This is a genomic window from Flavobacterium hibernum, assembly GCF_000832125.1.
GTDB lineage: Bacteria > Bacteroidota > Bacteroidia > Flavobacteriales > Flavobacteriaceae > Flavobacterium > Flavobacterium hibernum.
In genome coordinates this window covers 296,285-321,191 of record NZ_JPRK01000002.1, presented here as the reverse complement: position 1 = coordinate 321,191, position 24,907 = coordinate 296,285, and the positions used below count along the sequence as shown (strand labels likewise).

General features: G+C 36.4%; 22 protein-coding genes, 1 tRNA gene and 1 pseudogene. 9 read left to right on the top strand and 15 right to left on the bottom strand.

Annotated features, from left to right (window positions below):
* Positions 1-28: 28 nt before the first annotated feature.
* From IW18_RS01420 to IW18_RS01390, 8 genes are all read right to left on the bottom strand, one after another.
* Complete coding sequence (locus IW18_RS01420) at positions 29-406, bottom strand: hypothetical protein (RefSeq protein WP_041515776.1); 378 nt, start codon at positions 404-406, stop codon at positions 29-31.
* Between the two features lie 188 nt (positions 407-594).
* On the bottom strand, positions 595-1,188 hold the full coding sequence (locus IW18_RS01415; RefSeq protein WP_041515775.1) for a 2OG-Fe(II) oxygenase: 594 nt from the start codon (positions 1,186-1,188) through the stop codon (positions 595-597).
* A 323-nt stretch (positions 1,189-1,511) separates the two neighbouring features.
* The gene (locus IW18_RS01410) at positions 1,512-2,975 is read right to left on the bottom strand and encodes an AAA family ATPase (protein WP_041515774.1); all 1,464 of its coding nucleotides are present in this window, start codon (positions 2,973-2,975) and stop codon (positions 1,512-1,514) included.
* Positions 2,976-3,125: 150 nt separating this feature from the next.
* Positions 3,126-4,244: a vWA domain-containing protein gene (locus IW18_RS01405; protein WP_041515773.1), complete on the bottom strand. Its 1,119-nt coding sequence runs from the start codon at positions 4,242-4,244 to the stop codon at positions 3,126-3,128.
* A 106-nt stretch (positions 4,245-4,350) separates the two neighbouring features.
* Positions 4,351-4,731, bottom strand: a complete 381-nt coding sequence (locus tag IW18_RS01400; RefSeq protein WP_041515772.1) for a YchJ family protein — start codon at positions 4,729-4,731, stop codon at positions 4,351-4,353.
* The gene (locus IW18_RS01395; protein ID WP_041515771.1) at positions 4,721-4,948 is read right to left on the bottom strand and encodes a hypothetical protein; all 228 of its coding nucleotides are present in this window, start codon (positions 4,946-4,948) and stop codon (positions 4,721-4,723) included. Before IW18_RS01395 ends, IW18_RS01400 begins: the two co-directional genes overlap by 11 nt.
* 119 nt (positions 4,949-5,067) lie before the next feature.
* Positions 5,068-5,214 carry a hypothetical protein gene (locus IW18_RS23135; protein ID WP_089075917.1) on the bottom strand — a complete coding sequence of 49 codons (147 nt, stop codon included), beginning with the start codon at positions 5,212-5,214 and terminating at the stop codon, positions 5,068-5,070.
* Positions 5,214-5,756 (bottom strand): hypothetical protein, encoded by a 543-nt coding sequence (locus IW18_RS01390; protein WP_041515770.1) that lies wholly within the window; start codon positions 5,754-5,756, stop codon positions 5,214-5,216. Before IW18_RS01390 ends, IW18_RS23135 begins: the two co-directional genes overlap by 1 nt.
* 87 nt (positions 5,757-5,843) lie before the next feature.
* Here IW18_RS01390 and IW18_RS01385 point away from each other — a divergent pair, with 87 nt between their 5' ends.
* The 6 genes and pseudogenes from IW18_RS01385 to IW18_RS01360 all read left to right on the top strand — a co-directional run bounded on the left by IW18_RS01385 (position 5,844) and on the right by IW18_RS01360 (position 10,513).
* Positions 5,844-6,095, top strand: coding sequence for a hypothetical protein (locus IW18_RS01385; RefSeq protein WP_041515769.1), 252 nt, complete (start codon positions 5,844-5,846; stop codon positions 6,093-6,095).
* A gap of 353 nt (positions 6,096-6,448) precedes the next feature.
* Positions 6,449-6,889, top strand: coding sequence for a KTSC domain-containing protein (locus tag IW18_RS01380; protein WP_041515768.1), 441 nt, complete (start codon positions 6,449-6,451; stop codon positions 6,887-6,889).
* 259 nt (positions 6,890-7,148) lie between these two features.
* Entirely contained in the window at positions 7,149-7,910 is a 762-nt protein-coding gene (locus IW18_RS01375; RefSeq protein WP_041515767.1) for a DUF4369 domain-containing protein, read from the top strand.
* 18 nt (positions 7,911-7,928) lie between these two features.
* Positions 7,929-8,315, top strand: a pseudogene (locus tag IW18_RS23130) (peroxiredoxin family protein); the annotation flags it as partial.
* Between the two features lie 519 nt (positions 8,316-8,834).
* Positions 8,835-8,915: transfer RNA gene (locus tag IW18_RS01365), tRNA-Tyr, on the top strand.
* A gap of 290 nt (positions 8,916-9,205) precedes the next feature.
* The gene (locus IW18_RS01360) at positions 9,206-10,513 is read left to right on the top strand and encodes a site-specific integrase (protein ID WP_041515765.1); all 1,308 of its coding nucleotides are present in this window, start codon (positions 9,206-9,208) and stop codon (positions 10,511-10,513) included.
* A 348-nt stretch (positions 10,514-10,861) separates the two neighbouring features.
* On the opposite strand, the gene IW18_RS01350 is transcribed toward IW18_RS01360, so the two are convergent.
* From IW18_RS01350 to IW18_RS22565, 6 genes are all read right to left on the bottom strand, one after another.
* The gene (locus IW18_RS01350; protein WP_052480039.1) at positions 10,862-11,143 is read right to left on the bottom strand and encodes a hypothetical protein; all 282 of its coding nucleotides are present in this window, start codon (positions 11,141-11,143) and stop codon (positions 10,862-10,864) included.
* A 211-nt stretch (positions 11,144-11,354) separates the two neighbouring features.
* Positions 11,355-12,959, bottom strand: a complete 1,605-nt coding sequence (locus IW18_RS01345; RefSeq protein ID WP_240475521.1) for a recombinase family protein — start codon at positions 12,957-12,959, stop codon at positions 11,355-11,357.
* Complete coding sequence (locus IW18_RS01340; protein WP_041515763.1) at positions 12,956-13,630, bottom strand: hypothetical protein; 675 nt, start codon at positions 13,628-13,630, stop codon at positions 12,956-12,958. Before IW18_RS01340 ends, IW18_RS01345 begins: the two co-directional genes overlap by 4 nt.
* Before the next feature lie 34 nt (positions 13,631-13,664).
* Positions 13,665-14,600 carry a phage exclusion protein Lit family protein gene (locus IW18_RS01335; protein WP_041515762.1) on the bottom strand — a complete coding sequence of 312 codons (936 nt, stop codon included), beginning with the start codon at positions 14,598-14,600 and terminating at the stop codon, positions 13,665-13,667.
* Between the two features lie 136 nt (positions 14,601-14,736).
* Positions 14,737-15,885: a hypothetical protein gene (locus tag IW18_RS01330; RefSeq protein WP_041515761.1), complete on the bottom strand. Its 1,149-nt coding sequence runs from the start codon at positions 15,883-15,885 to the stop codon at positions 14,737-14,739.
* 546 nt (positions 15,886-16,431) lie between these two features.
* Positions 16,432-16,752 (bottom strand): helix-turn-helix domain-containing protein, encoded by a 321-nt coding sequence (locus IW18_RS22565; protein WP_052480038.1) that lies wholly within the window; start codon positions 16,750-16,752, stop codon positions 16,432-16,434.
* A 664-nt stretch (positions 16,753-17,416) separates the two neighbouring features.
* Between IW18_RS22565 and IW18_RS01320 the strand changes: the two genes are divergently transcribed.
* Genes IW18_RS01320 through IW18_RS01310 form a run of 3 tightly spaced genes read left to right on the top strand, consistent with a single transcriptional unit; the run spans position 17,417 to position 24,499 of the window.
* Entirely contained in the window at positions 17,417-20,440 is a 3,024-nt protein-coding gene (locus IW18_RS01320; RefSeq protein ID WP_041515760.1) for a SusC/RagA family TonB-linked outer membrane protein, read from the top strand.
* A gap of 10 nt (positions 20,441-20,450) precedes the next feature.
* On the top strand, positions 20,451-21,830 hold the full coding sequence (locus IW18_RS01315) for a RagB/SusD family nutrient uptake outer membrane protein (RefSeq protein WP_041515759.1): 1,380 nt from the start codon (positions 20,451-20,453) through the stop codon (positions 21,828-21,830).
* 47 nt (positions 21,831-21,877) lie between these two features.
* The gene (locus tag IW18_RS01310) at positions 21,878-24,499 is read left to right on the top strand and encodes an alpha/beta hydrolase family protein (protein ID WP_041515758.1); all 2,622 of its coding nucleotides are present in this window, start codon (positions 21,878-21,880) and stop codon (positions 24,497-24,499) included.
* Positions 24,500-24,567: 68 nt separating this feature from the next.
* Here the strand turns inward: IW18_RS01310 and IW18_RS01305 are convergent, their stop codons facing one another.
* Positions 24,568-24,843 (bottom strand): hypothetical protein, encoded by a 276-nt coding sequence (locus IW18_RS01305; RefSeq protein ID WP_041515757.1) that lies wholly within the window; start codon positions 24,841-24,843, stop codon positions 24,568-24,570.
* Positions 24,844-24,907: the final 64 nt, after the last annotated feature.

Genomic DNA, 24,907 nt, shown 5'->3' with positions numbered 1-24,907 from the left:
AAAAATAGTGTTTATCTATTTCAGGTTTTCATTCGTGACCATAATAATTCACATAATGATGCTTAAACTCTGATTGCATTAGTTCAGAAGTAATACCTCCAAATTGGATTTCAAAATCAGTATCCATACCAGCGATAGCTCCACCCCAACCTTGCAACTGATCTCCATTTTCTAAAAATACTTTTAACTGAGGAATTATTACAGTATCAATAAACTTGTCTTCAGGGAAATCTGAATTTATCTGAACATTAAATTTTAAACAGTGATCTTTAAAAAAATCATATGGCGAAGTAATCTCGTTAAATATAATTTTCCCATGAATTACACCCATTGGCGGATCTGCATATTCGAATTTTGTATAACCGATATTTCTGCCATCAAGTTCCAGGATATAATTCTTCTCCATTTTAATTCTTTATTAGCGAATCAAAAATAAGGTTTATCTTTTTATACTTTTTAAAAAGTCAATATTTATAAGATGCTTTTAAAATTTACCGCAAAGCGCGCAAAGTTTTTTTATTAAGCAGTGTTAATAAAAAAACTTTGCGCGCTTTGCGGTAAAATTCTATCAAGTAAAACTCTTATTTAAAAAAATCAATCACTTTTCAACCAACCCGTAATACTCATTCTGGTGTTTTGAGTTACTAAAACTTCGTGAACTAATTCGTTGCTTTTAAAAAAGACCGTTTTACCCTGAGTAGGCGAAATTTTCTGATTGTTATTTTCCTGATGAATCATCAATTCTCCACCGTCACTTTCCTGCCAATTACTATTTAGATAGCTAATCATGGAGTATTTTCGACTTGGATTATTTTTGAATTGATCTAAATGTTTTAAATAAAAATCTCCTGTTTCATATAAAGAATAATGAAACTCATAACCTGTAATTCCGGCGTAACAACTTTCATTTAAGTAAATAATAAAAGCATCTATTTGCGCAAAGAATTCATTTTCAAAAACATTGTTATGTTTCTTATCCAGCCAATAAATAGAATCGCTTCTAATCGCTCCATCGTAAGAGAGTTTCTCCGAATTTCCAATTCCTGCGGCCTTCAACAAGCTTTCCTTGTTTAAATTGAGTAAATTTTGCTTTAAATGATTCGCTAACTCCGGACTTAAAAAATGCTCCGATATTCCAACTTTATTTTCAATATAACTTGCAATCAAATCTTCGAAACCATTTTCCATTTTTGTTTTGGGAAAACTGCAAATACAGCCAACGGAGCAAGGTAGATGAAATAAAACTGGTAATGGGGTTTTTAGAAATAATAAAACAATTGTATAAAATAAACCAGACAGGTTTCGTACAATCTTGTCATTTCGACCGAAGAGAGAAATCTCACTCTTAACTTGACAAAGATTGAGAATTTTGATTGCGGAATTTCCAATGTGATTTCTCTCTGCGGTCGAAATGACAAAAAACAATAAACCCGACAGATTTTTAAAACCTGTCGGGTTAAACGTGACCAGAATAACTTATAATTCACAATTAATAATTAATAATTCATAATTTATAACTTACTAATATAACTTCCGTACATATCTTTAAACTGATGTCCTTGTGCAAAACGGTCTTTGCTTAATTTTTTATATTCAACCAATCCCCACAAAATAAATTCTTTGAAGAAGTATTGATCGTTTTTATCTAATTGTGGTTGATACTTTTTAATTAAAACTTCTAACGGCGTTACTTCGTCTAAAATAGCTTGATATTTTTTATCCGAAGCATCGTCTAATAGCTCGAAACCACTTTCGGCAAAAAACCATTCTATTAAATCAGAATATGGTGTTTTTTCACCTTGCTTTTCCAGCTTTTCAATCTTAGGTAAAAGCGTTGGAAACAATGTTCGAATTGCCGAACCAATTAGGTTTTGCGCTACGGCGGCGGCTCCCTCCTGCTCTCCTTCATAAACCAATTCTACTTTTCCGGTAATGGCGGGAATTATACCAATAAAATCAGACAAACGTAAAGTAGTTTTATCTACTCCGGCTTTTAAAGCTCGGCGTTCTGCCGTGCTCATTAAATTCTCGAAAGCAGTAATACTCATTCTCGCACTTACACCGCTTTTATTGTCGATGTATTCGCTATCACGAGCTTCAAAACTTATTTGCTCCAAAATATCTTTGGCTAAACTTGGCACATATACTAATCTGTGTTGCGTTTCATCAAGCTTAGCTTCTTGTTCTGTAATGGTTCTTGCAATTGCAACACTTTCAGGATAATGGGTAAGAATTTGAGAACCAATTCTATCTTTCAAAGGAGTTACAATGCTACCACGATTGGTATAATCTTCGGGATTTGCTGTAAATATAAATTGCATATCTAACGGCATTCTCAACTTAAATCCACGAATTTGAATATCCCCTTCTTGCAAAATATTAAACAACGCTACTTGAATTCTGGCTTGTAAATCTGGTAATTCGTTAATTACAAAAATACAACGGTTCGCTCTCGGAATCATCCCAAAATGTATTACGCGATCATCTGCATATGATAATTTTAAGTTCGCAGCTTTTATTGGGTCAACATCTCCAATTAAATCGGCAACGGTAACATCTGGCGTAGCTAATTTCTCGAAGAAACGTTCGTTTCTATGCAACCACGATATTGGAGTTTCATCCTCTTTTTCGGCAATAATGTCTTTAGCAAAACGCGAAATTGGATTTAAAGGATCGTCATTGATTTCTGATCCCGTTACAAACGGAATATATTCGTCTAATAATTCTACCATTTTACGTGCCAAACGCGTTTTTGCCTGACCACGAAGTCCAAGTAAATTTATATTATGACGAGACAAAATGGCGCGTTCTAATTCTGGAATTACGGTATTTTCGAAACCATGAACCCCCTCAAAAACAGGTTTTCCGGATTTGATTTTCTCGCGAAGATTATTACGCAATTCGTCTTTTATACTTATGCTTTTATATCCTGAGGCTTTTAATTGACCTAATGTGTTTATGTTTTTTATTTCCATTTTATTGAAATATCAATTTATTTATATATATATATATTTTTTTTTGCGGATGGAATGAATTGTGGAATTCCTTTGCTAAGACGCACTGCTGTGCGCCTCTACGATAAAACCTTTGAACCTCTGTCGCTCTGAACCTTTGAACCTAAAAAATTAACGAACCCTTTTCTTCCTATTCGTTTCATAATCTTCAAAAATCATTTCGCCCAAACCTTTAAGTCCTGTGTAAAATGCTTTTCCCTGATTTGCTTCCGTAAAATGATTCACAAAACGCTGCAAATATGGATCATTTGCAATCATAAAAGTTGTAATCGGAATATGTAATTTTCTTGCTTGTTGCGCCTGCGTATAACATTTATCTACAATATATTCGTCCAGTCCGTTACTATTCATATAATAGGAACCATCACGTTCGCGAACGCAACTAGGTTTTCCGTCAGTAATCATGAAGATTTGCTTGTTGGTGTTTCGCTTTCTACGCAAAATGTCCATTGCTAATTGCAATCCCGCAACTGTATTGGTATGATATGGTCCAACTTGCAAATACGGTAAATCTTTAATGGGAATTGTCCAGGCATCGTTTCCAAAAACCAAAATATCAAGCGTATCTTTTGGATAACGGGTTGTGATTAATTCTGCCAGCGCCATTGCCACTTTTTTTGCAGGCGTGATTCTGTCTTCGCCGTATAAAATCATGCTGTGGCTAATATCGATCATCAAAACCGTACTCATTTGGGCTTTGTATTGTGTTTCCTCGACAACCAAATCATTTTCGGTCAGCATGAAACTTTCAACACCATTATTAATTTGAGCATTTCGAAGACTTTCTGTTAACGAAATACGCTCTAAACCATCTCCAAAATTAAATTCACGAAATTCTCCAGTATGTTCGTCGCCATTTCCGGCATGTTTGGTTTTGTGATTTCCTGTTCCGGAACGCTTTAAATTTCCAAAAATCTGATCTAAGGCTTGTTGTCTGATAGCGCGTTCTGTTTTAGCAGTGATTCCAAAACCTCCAGTTCCATCTTCTTTAACCTCGTCTTTTATGTAACCTTTCTTTTTTAAATCTTCGATAAAATCATCGATTGCGTAGTTTTCGTCGGTAAGTTTGTATTCTTTATCCAACTCCCGAAGCCAGTCTATAGCTTCATCAAAATCGCCCGAAGTATGGGTGATTAACTCTTTGAAAATGCCAAAAAGTTTTTCAAACGGAGACTGAAATGGGGCTTCGTACGTCTTAAAATAAAAACCTTTTTTAAATTCATTTTTCATAATTCTAAAATTACGCTATTTTAGAATTATGAAAAAAGAAACGTTTATTAATTTTTAGTTAAAGTATTAAAACAAAATAGGTTGAATTCCCTTATAATTTTATCAATTATTCAAACTTTCCATCAAGGTAAAACCAAGCGCCGTTTTCGAATTTAAAAGTAGAAAACTCGTAATGTGTCTGTGGTTTTTGATTAGCATCTAAAAAATAGGCTTTAAACTCAACAGTATTTTCAGTAAAACTTAAAATTTCCAATTTTTGCCATTTGTTAGAAATAGCCCATTTTAAAATTTCGGCTTTCGAGTAATATTGCCTTTCCGAAACATGAGTTGTTTCTAACAAATAATCACCATTATGGGTTGCGTAAGCAGCGTAACGAGAACGCATCAATGCCAATGCTGTTGGTGCTTTTTGATTGTTTTGCAGATATAATCCACAGCAATTATCAAATAACAATCCTGTATCACAAAAGCATTTTTTATTCTCCATCAACTTGCTCTTCGCCGTTAATCTTAACATGCAATTGATTCAATAAAACCTGATATCTGCTTATTTCTCTTAAGTCTTCGTCTTCTTCTGCATGATCTAACATTTCGTCTAAAGTTTCATTTACTTCGAGCAATTTGTTATTGGCTTCTCTATCGTTTTTTGCAGCAATTAGGTCTATAATTTCCTGCACACTTGCTTTTAAATTTTCAAATTTCATATTTATATATTTTTTTCGCCACGAATTGCACGAATTGCACTAATTTTAATTTGTATTGAACACAAAATTTTAAAAAAAATAATTCGTGCTAATTCGTGAAATTCGAGGCAAAACATTTTCTATTCTTCTTTTTTGTCTTCGTTGAATTTTTTAATAATTTCTTTTAGCTTTTCTTTTCTTGCAATTTCAGCCTGTTTCACTTTATTCTGGGCTTTGTGCAATTTGTCATTGTGCTTTTTGATATTCCTTTCGTTGTTGCGTCCCATTATATTTCTCTTTTTATTTCGTCTAAAGTTTTCTCGGTAAAAATCAATTCGGTTATGATTTGTTTTCGTAAATCATCTATACTTTCATAATCAAAATGCTTTGCCCAAGAAGTTAATTGTTGCAGATTTCTAATTTGTTTAATTTTTTTTGTCGTTTCAAAACTAGTTCTCAGTATTGCTTTATTGTCGAACTCAGGATTTTTTTTATGCTGATAAGTCACTGTATTTTTATCATAATTTACATCAATATAATACAACTTCTCTTCAGCATTATCAGGATAAAATTCATTCCATCTTGCAAAACCTATTTTGGTTTTCGATGGTGTTTCCGGTTCCATCGCAATCAAACGCCATTTGCTGTTTGCTAATCTTCCCCAATGATTCGAAACTCGATACATACCAGATTCGGTGTAATAATAGGCACTTCCGGCTTTACTTTCAAACTGTTTCTTTAAACCTTCTATTTCATTTGAAAGCACTTCATTAAATACGCAAAAGGTATTTTTAAACGAATTAGGATGTGGCTTGAAGTTTTTTTGCATGTGCAAATATACTGAGATTGTCAAGAACTCCCTAAAACAAACATAAATTGATTAACTTTGCAACTTCAATTTTAAAATAAAAAAGCCATGTCTAAAGATTCACAAGAAAAAATGTTGCAAAAAGGGGTTTATACCGGCATCATAGAAAAAGATGAAAACAATAATTATTTTTGTGGAGCTTACCTTTTAGACTATAAAATGGTACAAGCTAATCATGTCGTAGGTGACTTAATTACTATTAAATCTGTGATAGAAAACCCAAGCGATATTAGTTATGATAAATACCCGAAGAAATCGAAAAACTTTCATAAAGCGAATCAAAAACCTGAGGATAAATAGCATTAGGTTAAGATGAGATTTTTACCGCAAAGCTCGCTAAGAATTATACTAAATATTATATTGAGAAAACACAGAGTTCGCAAAGCTAATCAACACAAAGCTTTGCGTCCCGAGGCTTCGGGATTGCGTTTTTATTAAAACCCAATAAATTATATAACTTCGCGCTCTTTGCGGTAAAAACCATTTCGTATTACATTTTACTTCTCGCATCAAACATTTAACAAATAACTTTTTATGAATATTTTTTCGATCAAAACTAAAAAGTTAAAAAAAAGTGTACCTTTGCAAAAAATTTGTCTTTTTGAACAATTAATTTCAATTTCAAACTAATAGACAAGTAGTTACCTTTATTTATGAAAAAAATAGTTGAATACCGCAAGTTACTAAACGTAGACAAAACTGCTGAATTAAAAGATTTAAAAACAATCTATCGTAATGCGATGAAAGAATCTCATCCTGATAAATTTCAAGGTGATGACGCTGGTTTAAAAGAAGCAGAAGAAAAAAGTAAAGCTATCATCGAAGCTTATCACTTTTTGGTAAGCATTAATCCTGAAACGATTAAAGCAAACTTACCTGAATATACTGAAACTATCGCAACTTCATCAATTACTGATTATAAATTTGTTGAAGGTCGTTTAATTATCGATTTTTCTAACGGAAGCGTTTACGAATACATTAGTGTTCCTAAAGCTACTTACGTGAAAATGGTAAATGCTGATTCTCCTGGAAGATTCGCAAAAAGACACATTTTGAACTCTTTTACTTGGAGAAAGAAAACAAATCAAGAATAGATTTATTCAAAAATATTTACAAAAGCACTCTATCGCTAGAGTGCTTTTTTTATGCTCAAAAATTAAAAAATTATCTATTTAAATTCATTATAACAATATATTTAAGAGTTTTAAACTAAATAAACCTAGCAAACACATTGATTACATGCGAATTATAACTTAAAAAACTATAACAAAATTTTAGGTTACAAAATTGTTGATGTTTTATAATTTTAGATACTTTTGTTGCACAAATCAATTAACTAATTAATTTTTTATAATGAAAAAAATACTTTTTTTACTAACTGCTTCTGTAGCGATTATTTCATGCAGCAAAGTTAAAGACGGAGAATACCTAATTACTGGTACTGCAACTGGAATTGAAAACGGAAAAACTATCATTCTTCAAGGTCAAGACCCAACTACAAAAATGCCATTAGCTCTTGACACAGTAAAAGTTGAAAACGGAAAATTTGAAATAAAAGGTAAAGTAACTGAGCCAGCTTTTCATACTTTAATTCTTCAAGGTGCAAATGGACCAATTCCATTTATATTAGAAACTGGAGAAATTAAAGTTGCTATTGATAAAGATAGTATCCACAAATCTAAAATTTCTGGAACTTACAATAATGATGAGTACACAAAATTCAACGAGGATATGACTAAAACTCAAAAAAGTTTAGTTGATTTTCAAAAGAAAAATACTCAAAAAATGCAACAAGCTCAACAAGCTCAAGATACTGCAACTATCAACGGTTTGATGAAACAATACATGACTCTTCAAACTGAAGTTCAAGCTAATTCTAAAAAGAAATATTTAGCTTACGCTGAAAGTCACCCAAAAGCATATATCTCTGCTTTAATTATCCAAAGTATGGTTAATGACCCAAGTACTGACGTTAAAAAAGCAGAAGCTTTATACAACTCTTTAGACGAGTCTTTAAAAAACAGTACTCCTGGTAAAGAAATTAAAACTAAACTTGGTCAATTGAAAATGCCTGCAGTTGGTGCAACAGCTCCTCCTGTTGGTAGCCCAAACTGAAGAGCAGAGTTTTCAGCTCCAAATCCAGAAGGAAAAGTAGTTTCACTTAAAGAAAGTTTAGGAAAAGTAACTATCGTAGATTTTTGGGCTTCATGGTGTGGACCATGCAGAAAAGAAAATCCTAATGTTGTAGCTATCTATAAAGAGCTTCATTCAAAAGGTTTAAATATCATTGGAGTTTCTTTAGATAAAGACGCGAGCAAATGGAAAGAAGCAATTGCAAAAGATGGTTTAACTTGGACACATGTTTCTAATTTGAAATTCTGGGAAGAACCAATTGCTAAACAATACGGAGTAGAATCTATTCCAGCAACTTTTATTCTTGATGCATCAGGAAAAGTAGTTGCTCAAGACTTAAGAGGTCCTGAATTGAGAGCAAAAATATTAGAGCTTTTAGCTAAATAATCCATATTCAGAATAAAATAAAAAAATCTCCCTAGTGGAGATTTTTTTGTTTTATACAATAACTTAAAGGAAGCCAAAACAGAGCCACGTAAAGTAAAAAAAAAAGTACAATTGACACTTAACCAGTTTATTATTACTTACTCCGCTAAAAATTCGTTTTATACTCTTATAAGAGAAAATGACGTCGTTTCATTATTAGCAAAAAACCTAACTTAATAAAGAATATTATTTTGATTGTTTTTAATAATTTTTATTCTTAATTCATCAAAAAAAAAATCTTCAGGCTTTTAGATTTAAAATTGGAATTAGCCTCGCTAAACAACTATAAAAATAATCCTACTTTTAAAAGCGATACTAAAAAACTTCCTATATCGATATTTTTTATTTTATTCAATTCCAATGAATTAAAAAACAACTTTAAAATAACTTTAAATTAATCTGTTTTTTTGTTTGTAAACATGAAAAACGTTCCTATATTTGCAACCGCTTAGAACAACAAAGCGCACTTACGCTGAGATCGGGGAGATACTCAAGCGGCCAACGAGGGCAGACTGTAAATCTGCTGTGAAAACTTCGCAGGTTCGAATCCTGCTCTCCCCACGGAAAGGCCGAAAAGCCTGAAAACTTAAAGTTTTCAATCTTTTCAAAAAGCCATAAAAAATGTCTGAAGACCTGTAAATTCAACTATTTGCAGGTTTTTTTCGTTTTAGACCTTTTTCAATATTTATAAAAGCTCACAAAATTAAAGGTGCAGAATCGGTGCACTTTCAGGCACGCAGAAAAGTGCACCAGAAACCGCAAAAATCCCTTATAATACAGGGGTTAACGAGGTTAACGACTTGATTTGGCAGTAATATTATTCTACATTTATTAATTTAAAAAGTAGGATTATGTTGGAAAGCAGTTTTGGTTTGGGATTCTTTTTAAAAAGACCCAAAATAGAAAGTAAAGAATGGATCGTATATTTCAGAATCACTGTTGACGGTATCCGTAAGGAAAGTTCAACTAAAAGAAAATGGGATAATACACGATGGGATCAAAGGTTTGAAAGAGCAGTCGGGTCAAAGGAAGATGCAAAGTCGATAAACTTCTTTTTGGATTCCCTGACTTTAAAAATCAATGAAATCAAAACCGAAATGATGTACAGCGGCAAATTTATAACCGCTGAGAAAATTATGGACGAGGTTCTGGGAAGATCAGCACCTAAGATTAAGGTGCTGGAAGAATTTCAAAAGCATAATGACGAAATGGAAGCGCTGCTTGGAAGAGGCTATGCAAAAGGTACTCTTGACAGATTTACAATCACTAAAAACCATTTAACCGCTTTTATCAAATTCAAACTTAAAAAAGATGACCTTGAATTTGCGGATTTGAATCTCGAGTTTGTTAAGGATTTTGAGTTTTACCTTAGAACCGTGCGCGACTGCAGTAATAACACCACCCTTAAATACATTGCAAATTTCAAAAAGATTGTCATCCGCGCGATCGATAAGGAATTAATCACTAAAGATCCTTTTAAGAACTTTAAAGGACGTAAAACAAAACTGGTAAAAAAACCACTCACCGCTCAGGAATTGCATGAACTAGAAAGGCATTATTTCACAACGGACAGGCTCAATGTCGTAAGGGATGTTTTTGTCTTCCAGTGCTACACTGGACTGGCCTACATCGATGCTTATCAATTAAAGAAAACGGATATAAAAGAGGGCATTGACGGCAATTTATGGATTATGTCTGAAAGACAGAAAACAAATTCCACCACCAATGTACCACTTCTTCCTCAGGCACTGCAAATAGTTGAAAAATATAAAGAGCATCCGTTATGTATACAGCGCAAATCTGTATTGCCTGTCTCATCGAATCAGAAAATGAATGAGTACCTTAAAGAGGTTGCGGTCTTGTGTGGGTTTCCATTTACACTTAATACTCACATAGCCCGGCGCACATTTGGCAGTACTGTCACACTTAACAATAACGTTCCTATAAACGTAGTTAAAGAACTTCTAGGCCATGCATCAGTAAAACAGACTGAAGCATACGCGATAACAGAGCAGGCAACAATTGGACGTGAAATGTCAATTCTGAACAAGAAATTAAATAAAACTGAATCCAAAATGTCCAAGCCAGACCTAGCAGTTCTCAGCAGGCTGGAAAAAGAAATTCAGGCAATTAAAAAGAAATACAACATTCCTTCTTGATAAATAATTTCAAAGTGTATTCTAAACTAAAAGAGGCTGTCTCAAATATTCAGAGACAACCTCTTCTTACATAGTTTTACTTCACTTTTATAGCCGGGATGATAAGATGGAGTGTACTTAATGTATCCTAAATCCTGAAGCTGTTTAAAATACTTATGATAAGTCGGTAACGTGTTCACGTGCGACAACTCCATAATTTTGCTACGACTGACTTTTATCCTCTTACTCTGCCCCTGCCTATACCCTAACCCCAGTATCGCTGTCAAAATTGATAAATGCCAGACATTAAGTTGGGGATCATCAATATACATCGATAAGTAACTCATAATATTTCTTTGTTTTAATCCACTATCTTTTTTCATCTGTAAAAAGTTTTTCAAGATCCACTCTATTATAATAATACGAACCAAGCACTTTCTTAAAACGCACTTTTTGAGTAGTTCTAAGATTCTGAACCGAACCAGCTGAAATATCAAGTAATTTTCTCACTGACTTACTTTTAATCCATTCAGGATCATTTGTCTCGCTTTTTACAAAACTAGATTTCTCTAAAAGGCTTTCTATTTTATCCAATAAAAGAAGACTAAACTGTTTTAAATCTTCTTTTGTTACTACATCATCACTCATCATTTATTTTTATAATTCATTATACACTTTTACTGTATTCATATTATTTTTAATTTGAAACAGAACTTTATGATTTAGTTTCAAACAAAGGAACAAATACCTAAAAATCTCTACAAGTACAATTTTTATTGTACCCAATTGTACTCTTTAAATTTCTGTAAGAAATTTATGCGATTTATGTTGCGAATTTTAAACCCAAAATAAGAAAAAACTTTTAAGCCGCAACACTTAAGCAACTGCATTCAAGCACATTATCATTCAATTTATTTATACTCGAAAGCGCTTTTAAATCGTCCAAAAGATGGCGGTTTGTAAATTGTATCGTAGAGGTCACTACTCGGGACAAAAGAAAAATATCATCTTTTGTTCCGTTTTTTTTTGCCCGTAATCTATTGTTTACCAGATAGATACACTTGAACATTTCGTTGACCCTACCGGTTTGGATTTTATTGTTTTGAAATGTGAAATTTTCAGGAAAAATTAAACCGATTATCTCTCTGGAATCCACTAAAGACCCGTCACCAAAGGCCTCGCCGAGTTTTATTAGGTTTTGCAGTCCTGTGTTCATTAAAGATTCAATATTGGCTCTGTCTTCATCCACATTTCCAATCTCATTTTCAAGCCTGCTGATCTCAGCATTGTATTCTGTCTTCATTAAATGATAGTCATCGGCATCTATCTTCTCGGTAACCAGCAGGTTTCTGGCAACAGCCAGTTTTTTTTCGTAAACCCCAATCTGTTCCAAGGATTTCTTTTTCTCATTTATAACTAATCCTGTATGTTCTCTGTATGCTTCAAGCAGAACTGCACTGTATAATTTTCTTACTTCGACCAAAGGCTTGAACTTATTTAAATGCCCTTTAAATACACTATTGGCCATTTCGGAATTTACCCTCCACTTGCATAATTTATCGCAGTGGTAATAGTAGTAGTCTCTGCTTCTCCCCCTGCACTTGCTGCCTCCCAATTTCTGCCCGCATTCAGGACAGACAAAAAAGCCCCTGAGCGGAAAATTCTCAATTGTCTTGATTTTTGGCCTGTAGGTCCGTGCTTTACTGTTGAGTATATCCTGAACTTTATAGAACAGATCTTGGCTGATTATTGCATCATGCTGCCCCTTAACAAGCCTTTCCTCCTCATCGCGATACTTTGGAACTACTATCATTCCGCAGTACAGCGGATTTCTTATAATCAGCCACATGTTATTCTTGGAGATTCCCATGCCCTTTTCTTTGGCAGTCTGATATATTGATTCGGTACTGAAAATATTCTTAGCAATCTGTTCATATACCCAAACTACGTTCGCAGCTTTTTCCGCCACAACTGCAATGTACTTTTTTCCATCTTCGGTTACCTTATTTGTATAACCGTAAGGCGCCATCCCCATATGCCTGCCCTCTTTTTTTCCTCTTCTTAGCCCCTGAAACGTATTTAATGCCCTGCGGTCGTTTTCAACCTCAGGCGCAGCGAGATAAAAGGCGAGCATCATTTTGTTTTCCGGAACGCTTAAATCTAACGGCTGTTCAATTGCCTGCGGTTCGACCCCTAAAACCCTTAATTGATTTATCATCTGATAAGCATCGCCCGCATTGCGGCTGAACCTGTCCCATTTCATAAAAAGAACCAGGCTTATTTTATTTTTGTGCTTTTTTATGTCGGCGAGAAATTTTTTCCATTGCGGCCTGTTGAAAGTTTTTGCCGAATGGTCTTCGTAGATCACATTGCGTATCTGAATTCTGTTGATGCTGCAGTACTTTCTAAGCATCTCTTCCTGATTGCGCTGCGAGAAGCCTTTCTCAGCCTGCTCATCGGTGCTCACTCTGATATATGGGAATGTACCATGATGCACGTGGCGTAATTATCGGAAAGTGTCCCCTTATTTTCTTCCAGCCAATGCAGGTCGAAATCCTTCATGAAGGAATACCCCTCATTCTTTAAACGCATAATGCCTCTATCTACCTCCAATCCGGTAGGCATTACTATTGCATCAATTCCATCATTTTGCCAAAACCGCTTCTGATCCTCCAATATAATTTTGAACGCGCCTAAAAACAGCCATGGACCAATACCTACAACCTCCCCTTTGTCCCTCAACTGACTTAATTTATTTAGAAGCCTTTGCTGCAGAACATTTATATCCTGAATAGAGCAATGATCAAAATCCGGCATAATACCCTTTACCCTGTTCAGATATATTCTAAAATTTGTAAGTGCTGTATCTAATCCTTCTTCACCGAACCTGAGACTGTATACTTTTGCAATTTTCGTATCTTTTGGTATTGCCGCGTCAATATATGCCGAGGCATATAATACAAAATCATCATCATATTTTGCATGTCCGGTCCAGCTTAATGAAATTGCACAGGCAATTGCAAAATAACTATGGGGAAGAGTCCGAAAAAAATGATGGCTTCGATTGTGTAATTCCTCGCAGAAAATTTCGCCGTTTTTACCTAAATAATCTGCAATTTCTTTATCTGATTTTATCATCTATATAAACTATTTAGTCAATAATGCATTATTATTACAATGTTTTGGCTTGTTGCAGTAAATCATAGAAAACGTCCTTGATGGTTTTACAATTCGAGTTTTCAATTAGTCCAAAGTTATACTGCAAATCCCACGCTTTAAGAAACAAGCACAATGTTGTCCATATTTCACTATCAGCTGATGGCTGCAGAATTTCAATAGCATTTTCTATACGCTGGTCCACATCAGGATGGGTGCTTCCTCCCTTTAAGGAATTCTTTATAAACAGCATAGAGGCTAGCCCCATAACAACCGCAATTTCGGCTTTTTGCCTGCTTGTGGAATTCTTCATTATTAATTGGATTGCTCGTGAATCGGCTTCAATTTCTAGTGGCTTCCTTTCTTCATTTTCCAATTGGTTTAGTTGAACTTTTTTTATATGCTCTAACTCCGCATGGGCGGTTTCATGATAAAGTATAAAATTTAATACCTCTACAAATAAATCGTTGACATGCAGAATGTAATTGCCCTGCGGACTTTCCTCGTCAAAATATTCAGGGTTAGGCAATACATCTTTATCCCAATCTGTGAAACCCTTAACCAAAGTGAGTGCATACCTGAAAAGGTCCTCTGCTTCACTTAAAAGCTCAGCGCTATATGGTCTGCTTTCCATTTTACCCTGCGCAATCAGGTTTGGAATCGCATATTTCTCTTCATGCAGCACATAAAAATAGTAGCAGTTAATCCACACATAGGATAAAAATGTTTCATGTATATTTATTAACCCATTGTCATTTATGAATGGCATTTGTCCATTTAGAAGAGGCAAGTTCTCTGCATGGTACAGAATTTCTTGATGAAGACGGTAATCTGATTGCAGGGATTCTATGTATTTTTTATTACGAGCTTCAAGTCTAGCTGTTAAATTATGTTTTAGGACTCTAATTGGCTGTTTTCCGCTGTGCGAATTCTGCCATATACTTGTTTTCATATAGTTTATAAAATTTTGAAAATTATTGGATTCAATTTCTGCCAATGTTTTAGTTATCAGAATAATTCCGCATTAAAAACTATTCTGCAAGTTTTTTATGCATATATTTTTCTGTCTCTTGATAAATCATACAAATCTAAATTGAAAGATAACTGATTCCTTCGATAATCTCTTTCGATTCCTCACCCTCAAAGCTGATATTTAGCACATCGCTTTCTCTAGTGTCCAACAAGAATTCTGTAAAATATCGCGGTACATTTTTACTGCTTAAATTTTCTTCTCTAGAATTCAATTTTGCAATGAAATTTTCGAATTCACTTAGCCCTCTGAATACTTCATTCAAAATATCAATATCTCTTTGCTGATTATCATAGGATGCAAATTCGCCTGGATAAAAATAATCTGCGTAGTTATCTAAAAAACCCACGTATAGTTTGGCTGGGGAAACTTCAAAATAATGAAGCAGATATCTTAAATATCTAATAAAGGATTCTCTAAGCTGAAATGCTATAAAATCTTTGTCGGCATCACTTTGCCCATCAATGTTTTCGATAGATTTTAAGAAGGATTCTAAAGCTTGATGAACTTTTACTCCTATTACATCTGCAATTATTTCTGGAGTCCTGTCTATTCCTCCAAAGAAAAAATAGAAATAATTTACTTCGCAGCGACTCATGTCAAATTTCCCTACCCTGAAATTATGTTCTTTATTTTTTTTAAAAGACACCTTTGGAGTTTGCCTTTTTGCCTGATCATCAATATCTGCAACAGAAACAAACTTTGTTTTTCGAATTAAATTCCCTGCATTGGCTTCCAAATCAGCCATATCTTCGATCAGAGGAAAAGCATATACTACCGCATTGCCCTTATCGCCTCCTATGCCATTGGCAAGATTGCGAAGCACAAAATGCTGATTCGTGCTCGTCGAATTTATCTTAAATTTAAAATGATCATGTGGGGTCTTGCTGAATTCACTTTTAGGATCCGGGCTTGAAGTTTGCAGATCTCCTTTTTTGTATTGTATAAAAAGCAGATGGCCGCCACTGCCCGATTTTATTCTTACATCAAATCCGCCGCCTGCATTTCCAGTTGGATCATCCTTTCCTTCAGTTGTAATATGAAACCCTCCCGCAGTAGACTTTGGAACATTAAAAAAAGGTATTCGATGTGCTGGTCTCCAGTAGTCCCACAACGGAATATCTCTTAGAAACCAAAAATAGCTATCAGCAAGGTTAAGAAGTTCGTGCGTTATGTTTAGCTCGAGTGTTTTTTCGTGAAATTCCATATTAATTATTAATGTTTTTATGCTAAAGAATATTATTCCCTATCGCAATTATTAATTGGACAAACCTAGAATACTCTTTGTATTTATATTTACGGTTTTCCGTAAATCGTGCAATTTCAATCTACAAAATAATAGTTTTGTAATATAATTTGTGACAGTACAAATACCTGTTTTACTAATTTATAAGCATAAAAAAAGATGCTTGTTCAGCATCCTTATTTGTATTTCGTTTAATTTTTCACAAATTACTTTCTACTATACAGAGTGTATTATGACATCCATTTTGCAAATGCGAGTGAAATTATTCCTAGAATAATGGAAAGAACTGCTAAGATGTTTATAAGATTTTCGAAAAAAGGAGTTAATATTGAACTCCGATAATTTTTGAAACCCTCACCCCCAAAAGCATTTCTACGGTAGAATCTTCTTCTACCAATAAAAAGTTTAAGAATAATACCAATCAATAAAATCAAAACACCAAAAATTATTAAGATTGAATTGTTTCTATCCATAATCTCTTAATTGGAATTAAGTTAATTTTATCTTTTATTTTTTCGCCTTCGATACAAAATCATCATTGATTTTTGAACCGTGTTTATCCTCTATAATTTTAAAAAAGTCTGAAAGAGAAATCTTTTTGTAAAAACACATAATTGCCAAAGTTGACATTGGAATTCTATAACCATCTACATCTCTTATCTTTGTAATAATGTGTCTATGAACACCTAATTCTTTACTAAGTTTATTAACTGATTTTTTTGGGTCAATCCAGTTACTGGAAATATAATTACAGATGAATTTATCAAGTAAAAATACTTTACCTGTTTCATCTGAATCTCTTTTGTGATTTCCATTTTCCTTAGTCATTATAGCAAAAGAAGATAATTTTTACAAATATTATTGTCACGATAGTGCCAGTTTCATAATATTTTAGTATGTTTGTAATTGATTATATATATTTGCGATACTTCTAATTAAAATATTTGAAGCATTCGCTTTGAACCCGCATCGGAAAACTGGTAATTTTTGTACGCGCGGGAAGATAAGTGTAAATGCTCACGCCTTAAAGGGCGTGGGCTCGCTTATTCGCGCGTATGGGTATACCAGTACCTCCGATGCAATAAGATGAGTACCCACGCCTCTTTATTTTTGACAAATCTCATCTTCACAAAGCAAATTCCTCAGTTTAAAAAGAAACGCACTCATTTGTTTAACCTTTAAAAAGGTCAGCAATGATGGAATAATTGTCCTGTTTTTGTAATGCCCGGCCTGAAACGGTATTGCCATTGAATTAGTTTAAGGGCTGGGTCATTGCGCAGCAGGTCCAGCATATGCCTTGGCACAGGCTGCAAAATCACAATCTAATATTTGAAATCTTAATAAATGCGCCAATGAAATAGCCTTTTTATAACATAATTTGAAGCGCGGCATCAAATGCTGCTTCAAAAAAGCAGTCCCCTACCGCAGCGACTAAACTAGTGTAGAGGACTTTAGCTAATCAAAACCAAGTTCAACTAACCAATCCAATATTATGAATATTTTTTCATTTTTCAAGGGTGGGAAAGCTTTTTATTGCCTTGTTTTTACAGGCTTTCTTCTCTCTTTCTCCCAGTCATTCGCCAAAAGCAGTCTGCGGCGCAGCACCTCTTTAATCCAACAGCATCAGATACAGGGAACTGTCTCCGATGGCTCTAGTCCCCTGCCCGGCGTTACCATCTCATTAAAGGCAGATTCCATGACTGCCGCGATTTCAGACTACAATGGCCATTTTAGTATTCAGGCGTCTGCCCAAGATACTCTGGTCGTTTCCTATTTAGGTTTCAAGACCGTCTACGTTCCGGTTAATAGCCGAACAAAAATTGACATTGTGCTTCACTATGACACCACTACTCTACAGGAAGTTAGGATAAATGCAGGGTATTACACTGTAAAAGAGAGCGAACGGACTGGAAGCATAGCAAGAATCACCTCTAAGGATATCGAAACCCAGCCCGTGACAAATGTTTTGGCCACAATGCAGGGACGCATGGCAGGAGTAAACATAATCCAGACTACCGGTGTTCCAGGAGGCGGTTTTGACATTAAAATCAGAGGGCAGAATAGCCTGCGCACAACGGCAAATAACCCGCTTTATATTATAGACGGAGTTCCTTTTGCATCAGATCCCATCGGATATTCGCAGACATCCACTATATACCCTAGCAGCACTAGCCCATTAAACAGCATCAACCCGGAAACCATTGAAAGCATTGAAGTGCTTAAGGATGCCGATGCTACCTCCATCTATGGATCAAGAGGTGCAAATGGCGTCGTGCTTATTACCACAAAAAAAGGAAAGTCAGGACGTACAAAGTTCACTGTATCAAGTTCAACGGGAGCAGGAAAAGCCACAAAATTCATGAAACTGATGGACACAGAGCAATATCTGGCTATGCGAAAACAGGCCTTCATAAATGACGGTATCCCACAATACGGTACTTCGGATTATGATATAAATGGAACTTGGAACCAGAATCGAAATACTGACTGGCAGAGAGAACTGATGGGCGGCACCTCACAGCTCAACGATCTGCAGGGGTCTGTTTCAGGAGGATCTGAAAAGACACAATTTCTCATCGGCGGAAACTATCATCAGGAAAGTACTGTTTACAGCGGAGATTTCAAATATAAAAAAGGGGGATTGCAATTCAGTTTAAATCATGCTTCAAAAGACGACAGGTTTCACATCAATTTCTCAGGCGTATACAACATTCAAAATAGCAGCCTTCCTGCAAATGAACTGACTTATGCCGCACAGACGCTGGCTCCGAATGCGCCATCGCTTTATAATTCGGACGGCAGTTTAAACTGGGAAAATCAGACCTGGCAGAACCCTCTCGCAATGCTAAATGCACAATTTAAGGCCAAGACAAAAGATTTAGTCGCCAACGCGGTGCTGTCATATAAATTGATGCCTGAGCTAACTGTCAAAAGCAATTTTGGATACACTGACCTAAGAACGAATGAAACCAGAACAACCCCATCTACAATTTATGATCCCATTTATAACATTAGCAGCTCGCGCTCTTCCATGTTTAGCAATATCACTGGCAGGTCTTCATGGATCGTTGAGCCGCAGCTTAATTGGGACAAGGAAGCTAATTTCGGGAAGTTAGGATTGCTAATTGGAGCCACTTTCCAAAACCAGAACAGCAGCGCCTTATATCAGTCTGGCACAGGGTTTAGTTCGAACAGCCTAATTTATAATCTTGCGGCAGCTAAGACTGTTTCTGTTCTCGGTGACGATGAGACCGTGTATCGCTACCAGGCTTTCTTTGCCCGTTTAAATTACAGTTATCAGCAGCGATATATTATAAATCTAACCGCAAGGCGAGATGGATCGAGCCGCTTTGGCCCCGGCCGGCAGTTCGCATCTTTTGGAGCCGCAGGATTTGCATGGCTTTTCAGCAATGAAAAATTCCTCAAGAACAGCACATGGCTGAGTTTTGGAAAAATCAGAGGCAGTTACGGAACGACGGGAAATGACCAGATCGGAGACTACCAGTATCTTAATACCTATACAACAACAGGAATTAATTACAACGGAACCGTAGGAATGCAGCCTTCAAGATTGTTTAACCCCGATTTTAGCTGGGAAATAAACAAAAAAATGGAACTGGCTCTTGAAACGGGTTTTTTTAATGATAGAATCTTTACTACCGTATCGTGGTATTCCAACCGTTCTTCAAATCAGCTCGTAGGCATACCACTTAGTGGTGTCACTGGTTTTGCCTCCATTCAGGCGAATCTGAACGCAGAAGTCGAAAATTCAGGTCTGGAATTAACTTTGAGGTCATTGAACCTGAAAATCAAGAACGTCCAGTGGCAGACGAATTTTAATCTTAGTTTCGCCAAGAACAGGCTCGTTTCTTTCCCTGGGCTTGAAAGTTCAACCTACAGCCAGAGATACCGAATTGGTCAGCCTCTTAATATTGCATTGGTTTATCAGCTCAAAGGAGTCAACCAGCAGACGGGAATATACGAATTCGAAGACCTTAATGGGGACGGCAAAATTTCTTATCCTTTAGACAGGCAGAAAACAGTAAACCTAAATCCAAAATACTATGGGGGTTTGCAGAATCAGCTGTCGTATAAAAATTGGAATTTGGATTTTCTGTTCCAGTTTGCAAAACAGCAGAACCGCCTTGTACCAATGGGGGCTGCTGGATCAATGTCCAATCAGCCGGCAAGAACTGCCGATGCCTGGCTGCAGGCTGGTGACATCAAGCCATATCAGGTCTACACCACCGGTGTCAACAATGTGGCTGTAAATGCGGATTCTTATTTCTCTGAAAGCGATGCATTAATATCAGATTCCTCTTTCATTAGGCTAAAAAATATCTCTTTAACCTATCAGCTGCCGCTAAAGTTTACGGAGACCAGCTGTAAGATTGTCTTTCAGGGGCAGAATCTGCTGACTTTCACAAAATTCAAAGATGGTGACCCTGAATTTTCAAGTTATGGTTTTCTCCCGCCCCTTAAAGTAATTACTGCCGGTATCCTGCTAACCTTTTAAACTTAAAATCATGAGACTTTTAAATAAACAACTTTCAATCCTGATTGTCTTTCTGGCATTCTACGCTTGCGATTCTTTTGTCGAAACAAACCTTCCAAAGTCACAGCTCTCCAGCAGTTCTGTTTTTGAAAACTATGAAACTGCAAATGCGGCCCTGATGAATATTTATGCCAAACTTCGTGATACGGGGATTCTTACAGGTACAGGCAACGGGCTTTCCAATGCGTTGGGAAACTACACCGATGAGCTGACGGCATACGGAACTCCCACAAGTACTAATATGGCATTTTACAATAATGCACTGCTTCCCGGTTCGACCGTAATCTCAAGCTTATGGAACGCATCCTACAATCAGATTTATGCCGCTAACGCATTGATTGAGGGGCTTGATAAAAACACCTGGCTGACATCGGACAACAAGAAACAGCTTTTAGGGGAGGCTTTATTTCTTCGGGCGGTGGTGCATTTTTACCTAACTAATCTTTTTGGCGATGTGCCATACATTACCGCAACCGACTACAAGCAGAACAGTACAGCCACCAAAATTGGCAGAAAGGTGATATACGGAAGCATTATTGCCGATCTTGAGACCGCTTCTGCATTATTGCCGGTGTCATACAGCAGTAATGCCAGAGGAAGAGCCAATAAATTAGTATGTAGGGCCCTGCTCTCCCGAGTTTACTTATATAACAAATCGTATGCGGAAGCGGCAAATGAAGCATCAGCTCTTATAAACAGTACTAACTTATACGGACTCGAATCTGATCTGAACAATGTCTTTTTAATCAATTCCAAAGAAACCATCTGGCAGTTTGAATCGGCTTCTGCAGGACAGAATACAAAGGAAGGTTCTATATTCATATTTACGGCCGGCCCTCCCGCATCAGTTGCGGTCAATACCGTTCTCGCCAGTTCGTTTGCAGCCGGTGACCAGAGAAAATCAAAATGGTTAAAAGCCATAACTAAAGGGACTGATATCTGGTATCATCCCTATAAATATAAAGAGCAGTCCAATACTTCTGCATCTAAAGAGTATTCAGTAGTCCTCAGGCTGGCAGAGCAGTATCTAATACGGGCGGAAGCCAGAGCTGCTCAGGGTGATCTCATCGGCGCAAAAGAAGATCTAAATAAGATAAGATTGCGCTCGGGATTACAGAACACCCAGGCAGCCTCGAAAGAACAGCTGCTTGCTGCTGTGCAGAGTGAGAGAAGATGGGAGCTCTTTACTGAATACGGGCATCGTTTTTTTGATCTAAAAAGACTGGATCAGCTGGATGCCGCATTGTCAAGTGTTAAAGCGGGATGGAATACCGAAGACAGTCTTTTTCCAATACCGCAGAGCGAATTGGGAAACAATCCAAAACTCCTTCCGCAAAATCCCGGATATTAATATAATTAGTCATAATCATGATTCGCACTGATAAAAATAGTTTTACAATGACCTTTTTTAGAGCTTTAGCTCATGTTTTTTTTATTTTGCCATTAATAGTAACCTGTCCCGCTTCGGGACAAGCTGTGCAAAAAAGAAAACTTAACTTTGATGATTACAGGCTATGGGGACAGCTTGCATTAGATAAATTTTCACCCAATTCAGAGTGGATAAGCTATGGGCTCCAGTATGAGAACGGTGCAGATACACTGTTTATCACAAATGCCTCGAGCAATAAAAATTATGCTTTTCCTTCCGGCTCAAAATCACTTTTTACAAAAGAAAGCTTCTTCGCTTTTATGGACAAAAATGAGCTGAATATACTTGACCCCATATCGGGCAGAAGGGAGAGTTTTGAAGATGTAATCCGATATGACTACTCCTCTGAATTGAACAAATTTATTATCCTAATTAAAGAAAAGGGCAAAAGTGAAAAACTTATAATTGCAAGCCCATTGGCAAGAAGAAAAAATGAGATAACCGCTGCGACAGATTTCTCCTTGAGTCCAGACGGATTACTGCTTGCTTATTCCGTTTTAAAAGACGGAGTAAATTCTGCTATGCTTTTTGACCTTCGCAAGGGACAGCTCATAAAAAGTATGGCTGAAAGCAAAATGGCTGATTATAAGTTTTTAGCGTGGAATAAAGATAGCAGGGGATTGGTTTTCAATAGCAGATTAAGCGCAAAAACTTCTGAATCCTTATTTTTCTATGCAATTCCTCTCAACAGGCTCTATGTTCTTGATTTCAGCAGTGAAAACGCCCTGAAGACAGAAAGCAAAATCAGCACCTCGGCATTAGATCCAATATTAATTTCTGATAATCTGGAAAAAGTGCTGTTTACTATTAGAGGAAACAATACAATAAGTGCCAGCAGTGATAAATCTAATGTTGAAATATGGAATTGGAATGACAAATGGGTTTACGGCCAGAACCAGCGCTATGGCAGATTTGACTTAAGCCCCAAATTAATGCTCTGGAACCCTAAGAGTCAATCGGTAACTCCCATAACATCTGAGGCTTTCCCTTCAGTTATGCTTGGTCGTGATTTGAGCTATGCGGTACTTTCAAATCCTAAGCAGTATGAACCTCAGTATGAACATCACGGTCCAAGGGATTACTACCTATTGGACCTGGATAGTTTTGAAAAAGACACGCTTCTTTTAAAACAATCTGCTGATCTAAACCTTATCTATAGTTCGCCGACTGGAAAGTACATTTCTTACTTTAAAAACAATTACTGGTGGGCTTACGACGTTAAAAGAAAAACACATACTAATTTAAGCGGAAAACTTAAATATCCATTTTACGGAAAAGTAAATCTACTGGCATCGGACGGTCCCTTTGGAAATCCTGGCTGGAGCAGTAAGGACAATGAAATCCTTTTGTACGATGAATTTGATATCTGGGCTCTAAAGCCTGATGGCAGTTCTGCAGTACGCCTCACCCATGGCAGAGAGAAAAAAATCAGATTCCGTATTCAAAGCGATAGGCCAAACAATAAAAGAATACTATATGATGCTCCGCTTAATGAAGATTTTGATCTGAACAAAGGACTCTTCCTTAGTGCATTAGGAGATGACGGAAAGACTGGTTACTGGCATTGGAGCCAGAATAAGGGAGAAAAAGAAATATTCTTTACAGATTCCTATATTGATAGATTTATTTTCAATGCTAAAACCAAAACTGCAATTATGGTTGAGCAGAAATTTAATCTGCCCCCAAGGATAATTTCTAAAAAAAATGATAGGGAAACTCATGTCGTAGTGCAGAGCAACCCGCAGCAGGAAAATTATTTGTGGGGAAAAACCGAGCTGATCAGATTTCAGAATTCAAAAAAACAGAACCTAAAAGGGGTATTATACTACCCTGCCGGCTATAATCCGTCCGAGGATTATCCAATGATCGTTCATATATATGAAAAACAGTCTCATACACTGCATCAGTATAGCAATCCGACACTGCTTAATGAACCAGGTTATAACTTTACAATTTTTACCTCAGAAGGCTATTTTGTATTCAGCCCGGATATAGTCCATGAAAATGAAAACGTGGGATTGTCAGCACTTGACTGCGTTGAATCTGGGACAAAGAAAATAATTGAAATGGGGCTTGTGGATTCCAAAAGAATAGCTCTGATTGGACATTCATTCGGAGGGTATGAGACGGGATTTATCATCAATCATTCGGATCTGTTCGCCACCGCCGTGGCCAGTGGAGGTATTTTTGACCTTACCCGTAGATTTTTGACTTTTGGTGTCAATATGCGCATGCCCGAAATGTGGCGTTTTTCCAGTGGAGGATGGCGCATGGGAAAAAAAACGCCGTTCAGCCATCGTCAGGATTTTGATCGCAATTCTCCTTTGGAGTCAGTCACAAATTTAAAGATCCCCCTGCTTATGTGGAGCGGAAAAGAAGACACTCAGGTGGATCCTTTCCAAAGTATGGAATACTACTTGGCACTCCGCAGGCTGGGCAAGAAATGCATTTTTCTTCAGTATCCCGGAGAAGACCATACCCTTCTGGAACCAGTGAATCAGAAAGATCTATCCATCCGCCTTCTGCAATGGTTTGATTATTATCTGAAGGATCAAAAAGATGCTGAGTGGATTCGTGCAGGGACACTCTAATTTGACTGAATTTAAAAAATGCCGTTCCACTGGAACGGCATCCTTATATGGTTAATAATTCAATTTGATTATTCGGGACGGTAAAGTTTCACCACACAGTCTCCATTGTTGTCTTTTCCCCAGGCCTGTGCTCCTGTTGTCCCATTGATTCGGCAGACAAATTGATTTTCCTCGGTCTCACAGTTAGCAGTGTTATTGCTGCATTCACCAAAAGCATCCAGCTGATAACCTATCTGAAGGGAAGCCGCCGAAGCTTTTTGCATTGAAGTAGTTACAAAGGCTCCTGAAAGCCCAAGTGCTATCACACCAAATGGAATAACGTTTTTTAAAAATTGCGTTTTCATAATAATAAATATTAAATTAAAACTCTGATCTACTTTTTTCTACAGGTGTTCGATCTTTATATCC

Excerpts from the sequence above, each read along its gene's own strand:
- IW18_RS01420 (WP_041515776.1), bottom strand. The coding sequence starts at position 406 with ATGGAGAAGAATTATATCCTGGAACTTGATGGCAGAAATATCGGTTAT.
- IW18_RS01415 (WP_041515775.1), bottom strand. The coding sequence starts at position 1,188 with ATGGAAAATGGTTTCGAAGATTTGATTGCAAGTTATATTGAAAATAAA.
- IW18_RS01410 (WP_041515774.1), bottom strand. The coding sequence starts at position 2,975 with ATGGAAATAAAAAACATAAACACATTAGGTCAATTAAAAGCCTCAGGA.
- IW18_RS01405 (WP_041515773.1), bottom strand. The coding sequence starts at position 4,244 with ATGAAAAATGAATTTAAAAAAGGTTTTTATTTTAAGACGTACGAAGCC.
- IW18_RS01400 (WP_041515772.1), bottom strand. The coding sequence starts at position 4,731 with ATGGAGAATAAAAAATGCTTTTGTGATACAGGATTGTTATTTGATAAT.
- IW18_RS01395 (WP_041515771.1), bottom strand. The coding sequence starts at position 4,948 with ATGAAATTTGAAAATTTAAAAGCAAGTGTGCAGGAAATTATAGACCTA.
- IW18_RS23135 (WP_089075917.1), bottom strand. The coding sequence starts at position 5,214 with ATGGGACGCAACAACGAAAGGAATATCAAAAAGCACAATGACAAATTG.
- IW18_RS01390 (WP_041515770.1), bottom strand. The coding sequence starts at position 5,756 with ATGCAAAAAAACTTCAAGCCACATCCTAATTCGTTTAAAAATACCTTT.
- IW18_RS01385 (WP_041515769.1), top strand. The coding sequence starts at position 5,844 with ATGTCTAAAGATTCACAAGAAAAAATGTTGCAAAAAGGGGTTTATACC.
- IW18_RS01380 (WP_041515768.1), top strand. The coding sequence starts at position 6,449 with ATGAAAAAAATAGTTGAATACCGCAAGTTACTAAACGTAGACAAAACT.
- IW18_RS01375 (WP_041515767.1), top strand. The coding sequence starts at position 7,149 with ATGAAAAAAATACTTTTTTTACTAACTGCTTCTGTAGCGATTATTTCA.
- IW18_RS01360 (WP_041515765.1), top strand. The coding sequence starts at position 9,206 with ATGTTGGAAAGCAGTTTTGGTTTGGGATTCTTTTTAAAAAGACCCAAA.
- IW18_RS01350 (WP_052480039.1), bottom strand. The coding sequence starts at position 11,143 with ATGATGAGTGATGATGTAGTAACAAAAGAAGATTTAAAACAGTTTAGT.
- IW18_RS01340 (WP_041515763.1), bottom strand. The coding sequence starts at position 13,630 with ATGATAAAATCAGATAAAGAAATTGCAGATTATTTAGGTAAAAACGGC.
- IW18_RS01335 (WP_041515762.1), bottom strand. The coding sequence starts at position 14,600 with ATGAAAACAAGTATATGGCAGAATTCGCACAGCGGAAAACAGCCAATT.
- IW18_RS01330 (WP_041515761.1), bottom strand. The coding sequence starts at position 15,885 with ATGGAATTTCACGAAAAAACACTCGAGCTAAACATAACGCACGAACTT.
- IW18_RS22565 (WP_052480038.1), bottom strand. The coding sequence starts at position 16,752 with ATGACTAAGGAAAATGGAAATCACAAAAGAGATTCAGATGAAACAGGT.
- IW18_RS01320 (WP_041515760.1), top strand. The coding sequence starts at position 17,417 with ATGAATATTTTTTCATTTTTCAAGGGTGGGAAAGCTTTTTATTGCCTT.
- IW18_RS01315 (WP_041515759.1), top strand. The coding sequence starts at position 20,451 with ATGAGACTTTTAAATAAACAACTTTCAATCCTGATTGTCTTTCTGGCA.
- IW18_RS01310 (WP_041515758.1), top strand. The coding sequence starts at position 21,878 with ATGACCTTTTTTAGAGCTTTAGCTCATGTTTTTTTTATTTTGCCATTA.
- IW18_RS01305 (WP_041515757.1), bottom strand. The coding sequence starts at position 24,843 with ATGAAAACGCAATTTTTAAAAAACGTTATTCCATTTGGTGTGATAGCA.